The 13,183-nt window shown below is 63.5% G+C and carries 12 protein-coding genes and 1 pseudogene; 3 read left to right on the forward strand and 10 right to left on the reverse strand.

Features of this window, described 5'->3' with window-relative positions; genetic code table 11:
- Window positions 1-31: 31 nt before the first annotated feature.
- The 8 genes from rpmG to J0I79_RS32465 all read right to left on the reverse strand — a co-directional run bounded on the left by rpmG (window position 32) and on the right by J0I79_RS32465 (window position 9,026).
- Complete coding sequence (gene rpmG, locus J0I79_RS32430; protein WP_006201775.1) at window positions 32-199, reverse strand: 50S ribosomal protein L33; 168 nt, start codon at window positions 197-199, stop codon at window positions 32-34.
- Window positions 200-353: 154 nt separating this feature from the next.
- A complete protein-coding gene (locus tag J0I79_RS32435) occupies window positions 354-812 on the reverse strand; it encodes a hypothetical protein (RefSeq protein ID WP_292869416.1) in 459 nt (152 codons plus the stop codon).
- Between the two features lie 85 nt (window positions 813-897).
- Window positions 898-2,076, reverse strand: a complete 1,179-nt coding sequence (locus J0I79_RS32440) for an MFS transporter (RefSeq protein WP_292869419.1) — start codon at window positions 2,074-2,076, stop codon at window positions 898-900.
- Window positions 2,077-2,091: 15 nt separating this feature from the next.
- On the reverse strand, window positions 2,092-2,832 hold the full coding sequence (locus J0I79_RS32445) for an NUDIX domain-containing protein (RefSeq protein WP_292869422.1): 741 nt from the start codon (window positions 2,830-2,832) through the stop codon (window positions 2,092-2,094).
- Between the two features lie 72 nt (window positions 2,833-2,904).
- Window positions 2,905-3,357, reverse strand: a complete 453-nt coding sequence (locus J0I79_RS32450; RefSeq protein WP_292869425.1) for a DUF983 domain-containing protein — start codon at window positions 3,355-3,357, stop codon at window positions 2,905-2,907.
- The gene (rnr, locus tag J0I79_RS32455) at window positions 3,357-5,663 is read right to left on the reverse strand and encodes a ribonuclease R (protein ID WP_292869428.1); all 2,307 of its coding nucleotides are present in this window, start codon (window positions 5,661-5,663) and stop codon (window positions 3,357-3,359) included. Before rnr ends, J0I79_RS32450 begins: the two co-directional genes overlap by 1 nt.
- A 6-nt stretch (window positions 5,664-5,669) precedes the next feature.
- Entirely contained in the window at window positions 5,670-8,291 is a 2,622-nt protein-coding gene (gene topA / locus J0I79_RS32460) for a type I DNA topoisomerase (protein WP_292869431.1), read from the reverse strand.
- Window positions 8,292-8,648: 357 nt separating this feature from the next.
- The gene (locus tag J0I79_RS32465; protein WP_292869434.1) at window positions 8,649-9,026 is read right to left on the reverse strand and encodes a hypothetical protein; all 378 of its coding nucleotides are present in this window, start codon (window positions 9,024-9,026) and stop codon (window positions 8,649-8,651) included.
- A 260-nt stretch (window positions 9,027-9,286) separates the two neighbouring features.
- Here J0I79_RS32465 and J0I79_RS32470 point away from each other — a divergent pair, with 260 nt between their 5' ends.
- Both J0I79_RS32470 and glmU read left to right on the forward strand, forming a co-directional pair.
- Entirely contained in the window at window positions 9,287-10,033 is a 747-nt protein-coding gene (locus tag J0I79_RS32470; RefSeq protein WP_292869437.1) for a cytochrome c biogenesis CcdA family protein, read from the forward strand.
- Between the two features lie 128 nt (window positions 10,034-10,161).
- On the forward strand, window positions 10,162-11,529 hold the full coding sequence (gene glmU / locus J0I79_RS32475) for a bifunctional UDP-N-acetylglucosamine diphosphorylase/glucosamine-1-phosphate N-acetyltransferase GlmU (RefSeq protein ID WP_292869440.1): 1,368 nt from the start codon (window positions 10,162-10,164) through the stop codon (window positions 11,527-11,529).
- A gap of 13 nt (window positions 11,530-11,542) precedes the next feature.
- Here glmU and J0I79_RS32480 read toward each other — a convergent pair whose 3' ends face one another.
- Together J0I79_RS32480 and J0I79_RS32485 are read right to left on the reverse strand one after the other, a co-directional pair.
- Window positions 11,543-11,896 (reverse strand): ADP-ribosylation/crystallin J1, encoded by a 354-nt coding sequence (locus J0I79_RS32480; protein ID WP_292869443.1) that lies wholly within the window; start codon window positions 11,894-11,896, stop codon window positions 11,543-11,545.
- Window positions 11,897-11,923: 27 nt separating this feature from the next.
- Complete coding sequence (locus J0I79_RS32485) at window positions 11,924-12,319, reverse strand: MAPEG family protein (RefSeq protein WP_292869446.1); 396 nt, start codon at window positions 12,317-12,319, stop codon at window positions 11,924-11,926.
- Window positions 12,320-12,542: 223 nt separating this feature from the next.
- Here J0I79_RS32485 and J0I79_RS32490 point away from each other — a divergent pair.
- Window positions 12,543-13,183, forward strand: a pseudogene (locus tag J0I79_RS32490) (glutamine--fructose-6-phosphate aminotransferase); the annotation flags it as partial.

A 13,183-nucleotide genomic window follows, 5' to 3' on the forward strand; every position in this document is an offset into this window, starting at 1 on the left:
GGCGTTTTTGTTTGCAAGGGGAAAACCCAGATTACTTGATCTTGGTTTCCTTGAATTCGACGTGCTTCTTGGCGACCGGATCGTACTTGCGGAACGACAGCTTGTCGGTCTTGGTACGGCTGTTCTTGCTGGTCACGTAGAAGAAACCGGTGTCGGCGGTCGACAGAAGCTTGATCTTGATGTTTGCGGCTTTGGCCATGGTATCAGTCCGTTCGTTCGTGGAGTTTTGGCCGCTGGAGCACGGGGAAAACACCCGGACGCGGGAAACTTGGCGCGACACATAAAGAACGTGCCCGGAAAGTCAAGCCCGCAGGACCCGTTGTGGCGCGTCTGAACAGCCCTGCGGGTGCAAATCAGACTGTTTCCGCCTCGGCAGCCGCGAGCTTCTTCCAGTCTCCCGTCGTGTTCCACCAGCGATTCGGATTGGCGCGGTCGTCCAGTCCCTTGGAGCGGCTGGCAAGGATCGGCTGGATGCGGATCACCGGCTCCTGATAGGAATGAGCCTGAAAAATTGCTTCCACGACGCGGCTGGCCAACGCCTGGTCGTCGGGCAGTTCGAAGGAAACCTCGACCGTGCCCGGGCGGCGGCGCAATTCGGTCTCCGCACCTGCCGCTGCCCCTTCGAGCGGCCTGTAGCGCTCGATGCCATGCGCCGACTGATAGGCGTTGCGGTCATATTTGCCCATCGCCAGCGGGGCGACCGCAACCACCGCGTCCATGATGCGGTCGACATCAGCGGCAGGCGCCTGGAAAGTCACAAGCAGCAGAAGCGTCATTCGAAGCGAAGTGGTTTCAAAGCCGCTGTCGATCATGGGAGTGTCCTCAACGTCCGATGTTTTTGGGACACTCTTTTACCGCGTGGCTGCTGACACGGTTCTGTCAGCAGCCTGTGCTGCTCTAAAGCCGGATCTTGCGCAGCAACCGGAAGCAGACCAGCGCGATGTAGGCGGCGAAGAACACACCAAGCGACCACCCGAAGCCGGAAGGCCCGAAACTGTCCATGCCGATGCCGATCGCCTGCGGACCGAGCACCATGCCGACACCGTAGCACAAGACGAAGGCGGCATTGGCGGATGCCAGTTCATGGCCGGAAAGCTGCGAGCCGAGATGGGCGAGGCCGATCGTGTACATGGCAGCAACCACGCCACCCCAGACGAAAAGCAGTGCCGCCATCAGGTGCCAGTTGCTGGCGAACAACGGCATGAACGCCGTTCCGGCGAGGCCGACCGTGGCGCAGGCAAGCAGCAGATAGCGGCGGTCCGAGACACGGTCGCTGATCATGCCGATGGGAATCTGGAGAAGCACGTTGCCGAGGCCGATCATGGTCAATAGCAGGGCCGCGTCGGCCTCGGAATAGCCGATCCTGTTGCCATAGACCGGAAACAGCGCGAAGCCGCCGGTCTCGACTGCGCCGAACACCAGCACGGCGAAAGTCGCGGTCGGCACCAGCCAGATGTAGCGCAGGAAATGGCTGGTTTCGCTCTCCGCCACGATGTTGGGGCTTTCGTTTCGCGCGGCCACCACGGGGATAGCCGCCAGCGTCACCAGGGCGATGATGACGCCGAATGGCCTGAAGCCGGAACTGCCGAGATGAGCGAACAGCCACGGCCCGGCGGCGAACCCGAGCGACAGCACGGTGGCATAGATGCCCAGGACGAGGCCGCGGCGCTGCGGTGGCGCCGAGGTGCTGATCCAGAACTCCGAGAGGATGAACAGCACCGTCAGCGCGATGTGGAGCACGATGCGCAAAGGGAACCACATCCAGAAGTCAGGCGCGAAATGGAAGCCGACGAAGGCCAGCGCGCCGGCGGCGATCATCCCGATCATCGTCCAGGCGACGCCGAAGCGCATGGCAAGCGGCGTTGCGAGCGGCGCGCCGGCAATGGAAGCGAGACCTGCGACAGCTGTGTTCAGCCCGATCATCGAGGCGGAATGGCCGCGCGTCTGAAGGATGACGCTGAGCAACGGGATGCCCAGGCCGATGGCAATGCCGACCACGCTGATTGACGAGATCGCCGCGATCATCGGCAGCCAGTGTACGCGCTCGTCGCCCTGTTGTTGGGTATCGACCGTCATGGGATGCTGAATACTCTAGAGAAGTTCGCGGGTGAAGCGGTTGCGTACGAGCCGGAAAAAAGGAACGGGTCCGCCGGGTCGCAGATGCGGATCGTGGGCGAGGCGATTTTCCAACTCGTCCAGGATCATCCGGGTGATGTCGGGGATATCGGCCTCCCGGGCCTTGCTCAGAGGCAGCCAGACCAATTCCTCGAGTTCGTTGGTCGGGCCGCCACCGGGCAGCTCGACAGCGACGTCATCGCGCCAGGCGCTGAAGAAGCGGGTGTCGAAGCGGCGGACCCGGTTGGGAGGGGTGATGGCGCGTGCGATGAAACGCAGCGTTTCGAGCGAAGGGCTCACGCCGTGCTCGACAAAACCCTGCCAGTCACGCTTTTCGGTGGCAAAGGCGGCTTTCCGGCCGAGCAACAGCCCCGCTTCCTCGTAGGTTTCGCGAATGGCCGAGAGCGCGACGGCCCTGGCGCGCGCCGCGCTCGTGCGGCCGGGACCGGCAAGCAGCTTTGCTTCTTCGTCGCGATGCAATGCGGTGGCGGTGGGTATACGGCTGTCGGCCGGATCGGTGCGGCCGCCGGGAAACACGAACTTTCCAGGCATGAAGGCATGGCCGGCGTGACGGCGGCCCATGAGCACCTGGACATCGTCGCCCTTGCGGTCAAGCAGGATCAGCGTCGCGGCATCGCGCGGACGCAAGGGCCGGCCGCCATGCGCGGCAAGACCCTTGTCGAGCTTGTCGACGTCCGCCTTGGTCATTGCTTCCATGCGCTCGACCTAGCGGAAACTTCTTGCATGCGAAAGTGGCCTTGACGGTTGGCGTGTTGCGCCAGCGGCGCCTCAGGCGCCGTGGTGGGAACTTTCCCCATCCTTTTCGCCACCGAAGCCGTGCATATAGAAGGCCCATTGCAGTCCGATGACGGCGCCTTTGACGGGTTGCAGCAGCGCCACCGAGAGCAGGATGGTCAACGGCACCCAGATCAGGATGTGTTGCCAGGTGGAGAGGGTCGAGGTGGCTTCAACGCCCATGAAGGCGCCAAGAACGATGTGGCCGACAATGACGATGACCAGGTAGGCCGGAAGGTCGTCGGCGCGATGGTGATGGATTTCCTCGCCGCAGACGCTGCACGTATCAACGGTCTTGGTGAAGCCGCGAAACAGCTTGCCCTCGCCGCAGTTCGGGCAGCGGCCGAGAAGGCCTCGCTTCATGGCCGTCCACAAGGGGCGGGCAACCCGGCCCGTGTGATGTTCGCCACCAAAAACCTGTTGTTCCATCCCAAATTCTTTCGGCATCATCGTCTCCTGCCGCGCGAGCCGGGTCGCGATTGCGACGCGCGGGCGCGGCCCTTGGCCTTGTGAAACGACCGCTTCGAGCCTGGCAAAGGCTTGGGGTCAGTCAACATCTCGAAGCGCATAGCGCCGGCCATAGGCGCCACCTCGACAAGCCGGACCTCTACGCGGTCGGCGAGCTGGTAGCCTTTGCCGGAGCGTTCTCCGAACAGGGAGCGGGCCGTTTCGTCGTATATATAGTAATCGCCGCCCAGAGTTGACACCGGGATGAAACCATCGGCGCCGTATTGCGGCAATTGGACAAAAAGTCCTGATTTTGTCACGCCGGAGATACGCGCGTCGAAACGGTCGTCGATGCGCTCGGCGAGATAGGCTGATATCAGCCGGTCGACCGTGTCACGTTCGGCGGCCATGGCGCGCCGTTCCGTGCCGGAAATCAGCACCGCCACATCTTCCAGCCGTGCTTCCTCGTCCTGCGTCAGGCCGCCGGGGCCAAGGCCAAGCGCGGCGATAAGCCCGCGATGCACGATCAGGTCGGCATAACGCCGGATCGGCGAGGTGAAATGCGCGTAGCGCCTGAGGTTGAGGCCGAAATGGCCGATGTTCTTGGGCGAATATTCGGCCTGGCTCTGCGAGCGCAGCACCACCTCGTTGACCAGCGCCTCGTTGTCGGCGCCGCGCACGCGCTCCAGAATGCCGTTGAACTGGCTGGGGCGCATCTGCGCGCCGCGCGCCAGCGACAGGCCAAGCGTCTGCAGGAACTCTCGCAGCGATTCCTGCTTGGCGAGCGATGGCGCGTCGTGAACGCGATAGACCAGCGCCTGCTTCTTCGCCTCCAGCGTCTCGGCGGCGGCGACATTGGCCTGGATCATGAATTCTTCGATCAGCTTGTGGGCATCGAGCCGTTCCGGCACGATGACGCGATCGACCGTGCCATCGTCCTTCAGCAGGATCTTGCGCTCCGGCAGGTCGAGTTCGAGCGGCTGGCGGCCGTCGCGGCCACGCCTGAGGATCGCATAGGCATCCCAGAGCGGCTTCAATACCGTATCGAGGATCGGCCCGGTCTTGTCGTCCGGCACGCCGTCAATCGCTGCCTGCGCCTGCTGGTAGGCGAGCTTGGCCGCCGACTTCATCATCACGCGGTGGAAGGAATGCCTGATCTTGTGGCCATCGGCGGAAAAGGTCATGCGCACCGCCAGCGCCGGGCGGTCCTGGCCTTCGCGCAGCGAGCAGAGGTCGTTGGAAATGCGCTCTGGCAGCATCGGCACGACGCGGTCCGGGAAATAGACCGAATTGCCGCGCTTCAGCGCTTCGCGGTCGAGCGCCGAACCATAGCGGACATAGGCCGCGACATCGGCGATGGCGACCGTGGCGATCACGCCGCCAGGGTTCTTCTCGTCGGGGTCGGGCGTCGCAAAGACCGCGTCGTCATGGTCCTTGGCGTCGGCCGGATCGATTGTGACCAGCGGCAGATCGCGCCAGTCCTCGCGGTTGGCCATCGTAGCCGGTTTGACGGCTTCGGATTCGGCAATGACGTCGGCCGGAAAGATGTGCGGGATGTCGTGGGCATGGATGGCGATCATCGAGACCGCCTTTTCGCTGGTCAGCGACCCCAGCACGTTGAGCACCTTAGCGCGCGGCAACCCATAGCGGGAGGCCCGCGCGGGCTCGACTTCGACCAGGTCGCCGTTTTTGGCGCCGTTCTGGAATTCCTTGTCGACGATCAGTTCGGGCTGGCGCCGTTCCACCGGTTCGATGCGGAAGCTGCCATCCTTCAGCACGCGGAAAACGCCGAGCACGGCATCGTTGCGCTTCTCGAAGATCTTCATCACCCGGCCGGTATAGGCCGGGCCTGATGGGTCATCGGTCGGGAAGGTCTTGGCCAGCACGCGGTCGCCGATGCCGGGCGCCGGTCCGTTGCCGCCGCGCGATACGCGGATCGAGACCACAGGCGGCTCGCCGGGGCCGACAACCTCGGTCGGATGCGCCAAAAGCACGCCGTCGCCGTCGCGGCCGAAAATGTCGAGCACGGCGACATGGGGCAGGGCACCGACGCGGGCCAGCCGCTTGCGCTCCTTGCTGAGGACGCCTTCGTCCTGCAGGTCGCGCAGCAGATCCTTCAGCCAGACGCGGTCGTCGCCGCGCAACGCGAACGCCTTGGCGATTTCGCGCTTTCCGGCGCGGTCGGGATTTTCGGCGATGTAGCGCAGGATTTCGTCGCGCGAGGGCCGGTAGTCGTCCTTGACCTTGGCCCTGGTGTCGGCGGTGCGCGGATCGCCGTGGCTTCGTCCGGAGATCCTGCGCGCCACGCTGTCTTACCCTTTTTTCTTCGCTGCCGGCTTCTTCGCAGCCGTCTTCTTTGCCGCCGGCGCCTTGGCGGCCGCGGCTTTGCGGGCCGGCTTCCTGCCGCCACCGCCCTTGGCTTCCTTCTCGGCAATCAGCGCCAGCGCATCCTCGACTGTCACCGACTGCGGATCCTTGCCCTTGGGCAGCGTAGCGTTGACCTTGCCGAAATTGACGTAAGGCCCGTATTTGCCGTCACGCACAACGATCTTGCCGCCGCCGTCGGGATGGTCGCCGAGATCCTTGAGAGCTGCCGGCGTGCCGCCATTGCGGCCGCCTTTGCCCTTGGCCTGTTTCTCGGCAATCACGGTCACGGCGCGGTTGAGGCCGATGGAGAACACGTCCTCGATGCTGTCGAGATTGGCGTAGGTGCCGTCATGCAGCACGAAGGGTCCGTAGCGGCCGAGCCCGGCCGAGATCATCTTGCCGCTTTCCGGGTGCTTGCCGACGTCGCGCGGCAGCGCGAGCAGCGCCAGCGCCTTTTCATGGTCGATGGACTCGGGCGTCCAGCCTTTCGGCAGGCTGGAGCGTTTGGCTTCCTTGCCGTCGCCGCGCTGGATGTAGGGGCCGAAGCGGCCCGAACGCAGCGTGATTTCCTCGGCCGTGTACGGGTCCTTGCCCAGCACCTTGGTGCCGTCGTCGCCGCCGCCATTCTCGCCATTGGGATTGGCCGCGTCGCCGAGCTGGCGCGTGAAGGAGCATTCTGGATAGTTCGAGCAGCCGACGAAGGCGCCGAACTTGCCGAGCTTCAGCGACAGATTGCCTGTGCCGCATTTCGGGCAGATGCGCGGATTGGAGCCGTCCTCGCGCGCCGGAAACACCAGCGGCGCCAGTTCCTCGTTCAGCGCATCGAGCACGTCGGTGACGCGCAATTCCTTGATGTCGGCGACCGCGCCGGAAAAATCCTTCCAGAAATCGCGCAGAACATCCTTCCAGGCGAGCTTGCCGTCGGAAATCTCGTCGAGCTTTTCCTCCAGCGACGCGGTGAAATCGTACTCCACATAGCGCTCGAAGAAGCTTTCCAGGAAGGCCGACAGCAAACGTCCCTTGGCCTGCGGCACCAGCCGGCGCTTGTCGATGGCGACATAGTCGCGGTCCTCGAGCGTCTTCAGGATGGCCGTATAGGTCGAGGGCCGGCCGATGCCGAGCTCTTCCAGCTTCTTGATCAGCGATGCCTCGGAATAGCGCGGCGGCGGCTCGGTGGTGTGCTGGGTGGCGTTGATCGCGCGGCGGGAAAGCTGCTCGCCGGCGCGTATCTCCGGCAGGCGGCGGTTTTCCTCGTCTTCGGCGTCGTCGTCCTTCTGGTCGGTATAGGCGGCAATGAAGCCGTCGAAGCGCACGACCGACCCCACGGCGCGAAGCTCCGCGGTGCGGGCGCCGTTGATCGCCTCTATCTCGACCGTGGTGCGCTCGATTTCGGCGGACTGCATCTGGCTGGCGATGGCGCGCTTCCAGATCAGTTCGTAGAGCCGCGCCTGGTCGGCATCGAGATATTGCCGCACCGATGCCGGGGTGCGCGAGAAATCGGTCGGGCGGATCGCTTCGTGCGCTTCCTGCGCATTCTTGGCCTTGGCCGTATAGAAACGCGGCTTTTCCGGCAGGTATTTGGCGCCGAACTCCTTGGCGATGGCGTCGCGGGCGGCCGAGATCGCCTCGGGCGCCATCTGCACGCCGTCGGTTCGCATATAGGTGATCAGGCCAGCCGTCTCGCCGCCAATGTCCATGCCTTCATAGAGCCTCTGCGCCACCTGCATGGTGCGCGTCGCCGAGAAGCCGAGCCCGGAGGAGGCGGCCTGCTGCAGCGTCGATGTGGTGAAGGGCGGGCCGGGGTTGCGCTTGGTCGGCTTGGCTTCCACCGACAGCGCCTTGAACGCGGCGCCTTCGAGCATGGCCTTGATGTCGTCGGCCTGCGCCTTGTTGGAGATATCGAGCTTCTGCAGCTTCTTGCGCTCGAAAGCGGTTAGCCGTGCCTCGAAGGTCTCGTTGCGCGGCGTGCCGAGAATGGCCGCGATGTTCCAGTATTCCTCGCGGATGAAGCGCTCGATCTCTGATTCGCGGTCGCAGACAAGGCGCAGCGCGACCGACTGCACGCGGCCGGCCGAACGCGCGCCCGGCAGCTTGCGCCACAAGACCGGCGACAGGGTAAAGCCGACGAGATAGTCCAGCGCCCGGCGGGCGAGATAGGCATCGACCAGCGGCGCATCGATCTGGCGAGGATTGGCCATCGCTTCCAGCACAGAAGCCTTGGTGATGGCGTTGAAGACGACGCGGCTGACCGGCTTGTCCTTCAGCGCGCGCTTCTGCTTCAGCACTTCCAGCACATGCCACGAAATGGCTTCACCCTCGCGATCCGGGTCGGTGGCGAGGATCAGGCCGTCGGCGCTCTTGACGGCGTTGGCGATGTCGGTGAGGCGCTGGCCCGAGGCGGTATCGACCGCCCAGGACATGGCGAAGTCCTCGTCCGGCCGCACCGAACCATCCTTGGCCGGCAAATCGCGGACGTGACCGAACGATGCGAGAACCTTGTAGTTCCTGCCGAGATATTTGTTGATTGTCTTAGCCTTGGCCGGCGATTCGACGACGACGACGTCCATGAGGTCTCTTATCTCTGTGAAGCGCCGGAAGAATTCCGCTGCGCGCGACGAAATCTCGTTTCTGTTTGTCGCTCACATGGCCGCGCTTTTGCATCCGGTCAAGGGGAAGCGCCCAAATTGCGAGGCCGCCGGCAGCAATACACTCTTAGAGTGTATGGAGAAAATCACAGAATTTCGATCGGGGCAGGTAATGGGCCGGAGAGGCGGAAAAATGGCCGGATCGACTCGTTATGAGGAGGAAGTCTCATTGGATATGGAGCCACGGTGAAGGTCCATCGGAACTGGCCGCCTGTCGCATGGAGGCATGCAAGGCGGCCAGTGTATCTCCCGCCGGCAGGCGGGAAGGGACGTTGAGGCTCAGTCCGCCTTGACGATATGCCAGACCTCGCCGACGCCATCGCCGTTCGCATCGCCGGCCTTCTTGTCCTTGACGAAGGTGTAGACCGGCTTGCCGTCATAGGCCCACATCTTGGTGCCGTCGGTACGGTCGACGACGCTCCATTCGTCGTCGGCCTTGGCGCCGGCCTCGGCCTTCAGCGGCGGCCAGTTGGCGGCGCATTTGTCGTAGCAATTGGTCTTGCCCTTCTCGTCCTTGTCGTAGGTGTAGAGCGTCATGCCATTGGCGTCGGTGTAGATCTTGGTGCCATTGACCTCGGCTTCCTTCCACGCCTCGGCGGCGAAGGAGGCGGCGGTGCTGAGCAGGAGCGCGGCGAGCCCCACGGTTATGGTTTTCATGAAAATCTCCCTGGCTGATCGGAGACACGCGTGAAATCGCGGCCTCGTTGTGACAACGCCTGCGGGCATGTTTTCTTCCCGTGCATGCGAATTGCAGTCCGCCTGACGGTAACAATTGCAGGTGGCCGGCCGTATTCGGGTGACGCAGCTGGATTTCGGGCCGGCTTGATCGCGGGGCTGGCGAATGGTTGCGACAGAATGGTGATTGGCTAACAGCTTGGCGCATCGCTATATCGGCGCTGAACAGGCGGAGTTCTGGAATGGCATTGGATATCGGCTATGTCAGCGCGGTGGGCGCGGGCGCCATCTCGTTCCTGTCGCCTTGCGTCCTGCCGCTGGTGCCGCCCTATCTCTGCTATATGGCCGGTGTGTCGGTCGACGACTTTCGCGGCAATGCCGGCGTGACGGCAAGGCAGGGCGCGCGCGGCGCGTTGCTGGCATCCTCGATCGCTTTTGTGCTCGGCTTTTCGACCGTCTTCGTGGCACTGGGTGCTGGCGCCTCGACCATCGGCCGGTTGCTGCGCGTCTGGCAGGAGCCGCTGGCGATGGGCGCCGGCGTGCTGATCATCCTGATGGGTCTGAATTTCCTCGGCATCCTGCGCATTCCGCTCCTGTCGCGCGAGGCGCGCTTCCAGTCGCAGGGCAAACCGGCGAGTGCTATCGCCGCCTATGTCATGGGGCTGGCCTTTGCCTTCGGCTGGACGCCCTGCATCGGCCCGGTGCTGGGCCCGATCCTGACGCTGGCCGGAGGCCGCGAGACGGTCGGCGAGGGCGCGCTGCTGCTCGCCGCCTATTCGCTCGGCCTCGGCATTCCGTTCCTGATCGCTGCCCTGTTCTCCGGCGCCTTCATGCGCTTCCTCGGCAAATTCCGCGTCCATCTCGGCCGCGTCGAAAAGGCCATCGGCGCGCTGCTGGTCGTGGCCGGCGTGTTTTTCCTCACCGGTGGCGTGCAGACCGTATCGTACTGGCTGCTGGAGAATTTCCCGGTGCTGGGGCGGTTGGGATAACGATCCCAACACCCGCTGATTAAGAGTCAGCTGCTCTGCCGCCTCACCGGAATTTAACCGCATTGGTGCAGCATGGCGCCCCTGCTAGCATGATTTGATTCCCAGCCCTTTCATACGGTTGTCCATCCATGAACCAGAGATCCTGCCTGTCCGTCATCCTCGCCGCCGGGGAGGGCACGCGCATGAAGAGCGCGCTGCCGAAGGTGCTGCACCAGATCGCCGGACTGCCGATGGTCGCGCATGTGGTGAAGGCCGCCGAAGCCGCCGGTGCGAGCAGCGAGGCGATCGTGATCGGCCACGGCGCGGAAGAAATGCGCAAGGCGGTGGCGAAGTTCGCGCCGAAGGCAGAGACCTTCGTACAGGAGAAGCGTCTTGGAACGGCGCATGCCGTGTTGGCCGCTCGCGAAGCGATATCAAAGGGTTATGACGATATCCTGGTGATGTTCGGTGACACGCCTCTGATTGATGCGGATGCACTGACCGCAGCGCGGTTCAGGCTCGCGGAAGGCGCGGCTGTCGTGGTGATCGGCTTTCGTCCGCCCAATCCGACCGGCTATGGCCGGCTGATCGAAAAAGGCGGCAAGTTGACCGCCATCCGGGAGGAGAAGGACTGCAGCGCGGAGGAACGCAAGATTGGTTTCTGCAATGCCGGCATGATGGCGGTGGCCGGCGCGCAGGCGTTGAAGCTGCTCGATGCCGTCGGCAACAAGAATGCCAAGGGCGAGTACTATCTGACCGACATTGTCGAGATCGCCAGGGCGCAGGGCCTCGACGTGGTTGCCACCGAAGCCAGCTTCGAAAGCGCGCTCGGCATCAACAATCGGGTCGAACTGGCACAGGCCGAGGCCATCTGGCAGGCACGCCGCAGGCACGAGGCCATGCTGTCTGGCGTGACGCTGATCGCGCCGGAAACCGTGTACTTTTCGCACGACACCGAAATCGGCGCCGACACGATCGTCGAACCCAATGTCTGGTTTGGCCCGGGCGTGAAGGTGGCTTCCGGCGCGAAGATCCATGCTTTCAGCCATATCGAGGGCGCCACCATCGCCTCCAACTGCGATGTCGGCCCGTTCGCGCGGCTGCGGCCGGGCGCCGATCTCAGGACCAAGGCGAAAGTCGGCAATTTCTGCGAGGTCAAGCAGGCCGTCGTCGAGGAGGGCGCCAAGGTCAACCATCTGACCTATATCGGCGACGCGCGCGTCGGCGCGGGCGCCAACATCGGCGCCGGCACCATCACCTGCAACTATGACGGCTATTCGAAATTCTTCACCGATATCGGCGAGGGCGCCTTTGTCGGCTCGAATTCCTCGTTGGTGGCGCCGGTCACCATCGGCAAGGGTGGCTATATCGCCTCGGGCAGCGTCATCACCGAAAGCGTGCCCGACGACGCCCTGGCCTTCGGCCGCGCCCGCCAGAAGACCATTCCCGGCAAGGGCAAGGAGTTACGTGAGCGCTTCGCCTCGGCCGCGGCGGCGAAGAAGAAAGCTGCCGGGTAATCAGCCGGCACTTTTAGCCGAAAGCGGCGGTGACTTCGATCTTGCCGACGATTGCCTTGTTGAACTCGGGCAAGTCCTCGGCTGGTATCCAATATTCCAAATGGGCCCGGCTACCGGCCTGCTCAATCGGGTAGCCTTCGAGGAAGCTCTTGAGTACTTCGAATCTGGTCACAAAGCCGGAACCGCTAGCGGGAACATTCCAGTCGCGGGCGATCTGGACGGCATAGGCCTCGGACAGGACCGGGTAGAAAATCGGCTGGTCGGGTAATCGGGGCGGAAATTCGTTCATCCCCGACTCCTTGATCAGCTTCAACTCTTGCGGCCCAACCGGTCGCCACAGTGTTATTGTATCATCAGCTTCGCTCATGGACGAAATAGAACAGCCGAAAGTCGCCTACGCAACCCACAGATAAACGATCCGCCCAAGCGCGCCGAGAAGCAGCGCGAAGGCCGCCAGCGACTGGATGAAGAACCCAGGATAGCGCTTCAGCGGCGCCTGTAGATACCCGACGAAATAGGCGACGCGGCCGATCAGCCAGACAAGACCGATGCCGGCGGCCCAGGCTGGACTCCAGTAGATCGCGAACAGCCACATGGACGGCAGGAAGACCGGTATCCACTCCACAGTGTTCAGATGCGCGCGGATGGCGCGCTCGAGCAGAGGATCGCCAGTCATGGTGGGCGCCAGAATTCCGGTCCTGGAATGGGTTCGGGCCACTGTCAGCGCCATGCCGAATAAGGTCAGGCCGCACAACAGTGTGACGATCGATACGGCGTAATACTGTTCCATCCCGGTCTCCTTCCCTTGTTGTCGTTCGCGGTGGCAAAAATGTACAGCATCCTGCCGGCCGAAAAACCGAACAATTGCGGTAACCGGATTGCAAGAGCGGTCTGTCATGGTGCATCCCTGCAAAAACGTCCGTTACAGCGGACGAAATGCATTGTGACTTTCACGGCGGGCCGGCCATCCCTAAATAGCGCTGGTTTTCCATGGGGAATCGGGGACTGTCCGTATGTGCGGTATCGTTGGAATCGTCGGCCATTCGCAGGTTGCGCCGCTCATCGTCGACGCCCTGAAGCGGCTTGAATATCGCGGCTATGATTCGGCCGGTGTGGCCACTATCGAGAAGGGCGCGCTTGGCCGCCGCCGCGCCGAGGGTAAGCTGGTCAACCTCGAACGCCGGCTGAAGGACGAACCGCTCGACGGCACGATCGGCATCGGCCACACGCGCTGGGCCACGCACGGCGTGCCCAACGAGACCAATGCGCATCCGCATTTTTCTGATGGCGTCGCCATCGTCCACAACGGCATTATCGAGAATTTCGCCGAACTGCGCGATGAACTGACCCGCGACGGCTATGCATTCTCCTCGCAGACCGACACCGAAGTCGTCGCTCATCTGGTGGCGCGCGAACTGGCCAAAGGGCTGAAGCCGGTCGAAGCCGCGCACAATGCGCTGAAGCGGCTTTCGGGCGCCTTCGCGCTGGCGATCATGTTCAAGGGTGACGAGGACCTGATCGTCGGCGCCCGCAACGGCCCGCCGCTGGCCGTCGGCCATGGCGACGGCGAGATGTTTTTGGGCTCGGACGCCATCGCGCTGGCGCCGTTCACCAATTCGATCACCTATCTCGAGGATGGCGACTGGGCGGTGGT

It is taken from the genome of Mesorhizobium sp. (assembly GCF_017306585.1).
Taxonomy (GTDB): Bacteria; Pseudomonadota; Alphaproteobacteria; order Rhizobiales; family Rhizobiaceae; genus Mesorhizobium.

Excerpts from the sequence above, each read along its gene's own strand:
- J0I79_RS32435 (WP_292869416.1), bottom strand. The coding sequence starts at position 812 with ATGATCGACAGCGGCTTTGAAACCACTTCGCTTCGAATGACGCTTCTG.
- glmU (WP_292869440.1), top strand. The coding sequence starts at position 10,162 with ATGAACCAGAGATCCTGCCTGTCCGTCATCCTCGCCGCCGGGGAGGGC.
- J0I79_RS32485 (WP_292869446.1), bottom strand. The coding sequence starts at position 12,319 with ATGGAACAGTATTACGCCGTATCGATCGTCACACTGTTGTGCGGCCTG.
- J0I79_RS32470 (WP_292869437.1), top strand. The coding sequence starts at position 9,287 with ATGGCATTGGATATCGGCTATGTCAGCGCGGTGGGCGCGGGCGCCATC.
- J0I79_RS32465 (WP_292869434.1), bottom strand. The coding sequence starts at position 9,026 with ATGAAAACCATAACCGTGGGGCTCGCCGCGCTCCTGCTCAGCACCGCC.
- rpmG (WP_006201775.1), bottom strand. The coding sequence starts at position 199 with ATGGCCAAAGCCGCAAACATCAAGATCAAGCTTCTGTCGACCGCCGAC.
- J0I79_RS32445 (WP_292869422.1), bottom strand. The coding sequence starts at position 2,832 with ATGGAAGCAATGACCAAGGCGGACGTCGACAAGCTCGACAAGGGTCTT.
- J0I79_RS32440 (WP_292869419.1), bottom strand. The coding sequence starts at position 2,076 with ATGACGGTCGATACCCAACAACAGGGCGACGAGCGCGTACACTGGCTG.
- J0I79_RS32450 (WP_292869425.1), bottom strand. The coding sequence starts at position 3,357 with ATGCCGAAAGAATTTGGGATGGAACAACAGGTTTTTGGTGGCGAACAT.
- J0I79_RS32480 (WP_292869443.1), bottom strand. The coding sequence starts at position 11,896 with ATGAGCGAAGCTGATGATACAATAACACTGTGGCGACCGGTTGGGCCG.
- topA (WP_292869431.1), bottom strand. The coding sequence starts at position 8,291 with ATGGACGTCGTCGTCGTCGAATCGCCGGCCAAGGCTAAGACAATCAAC.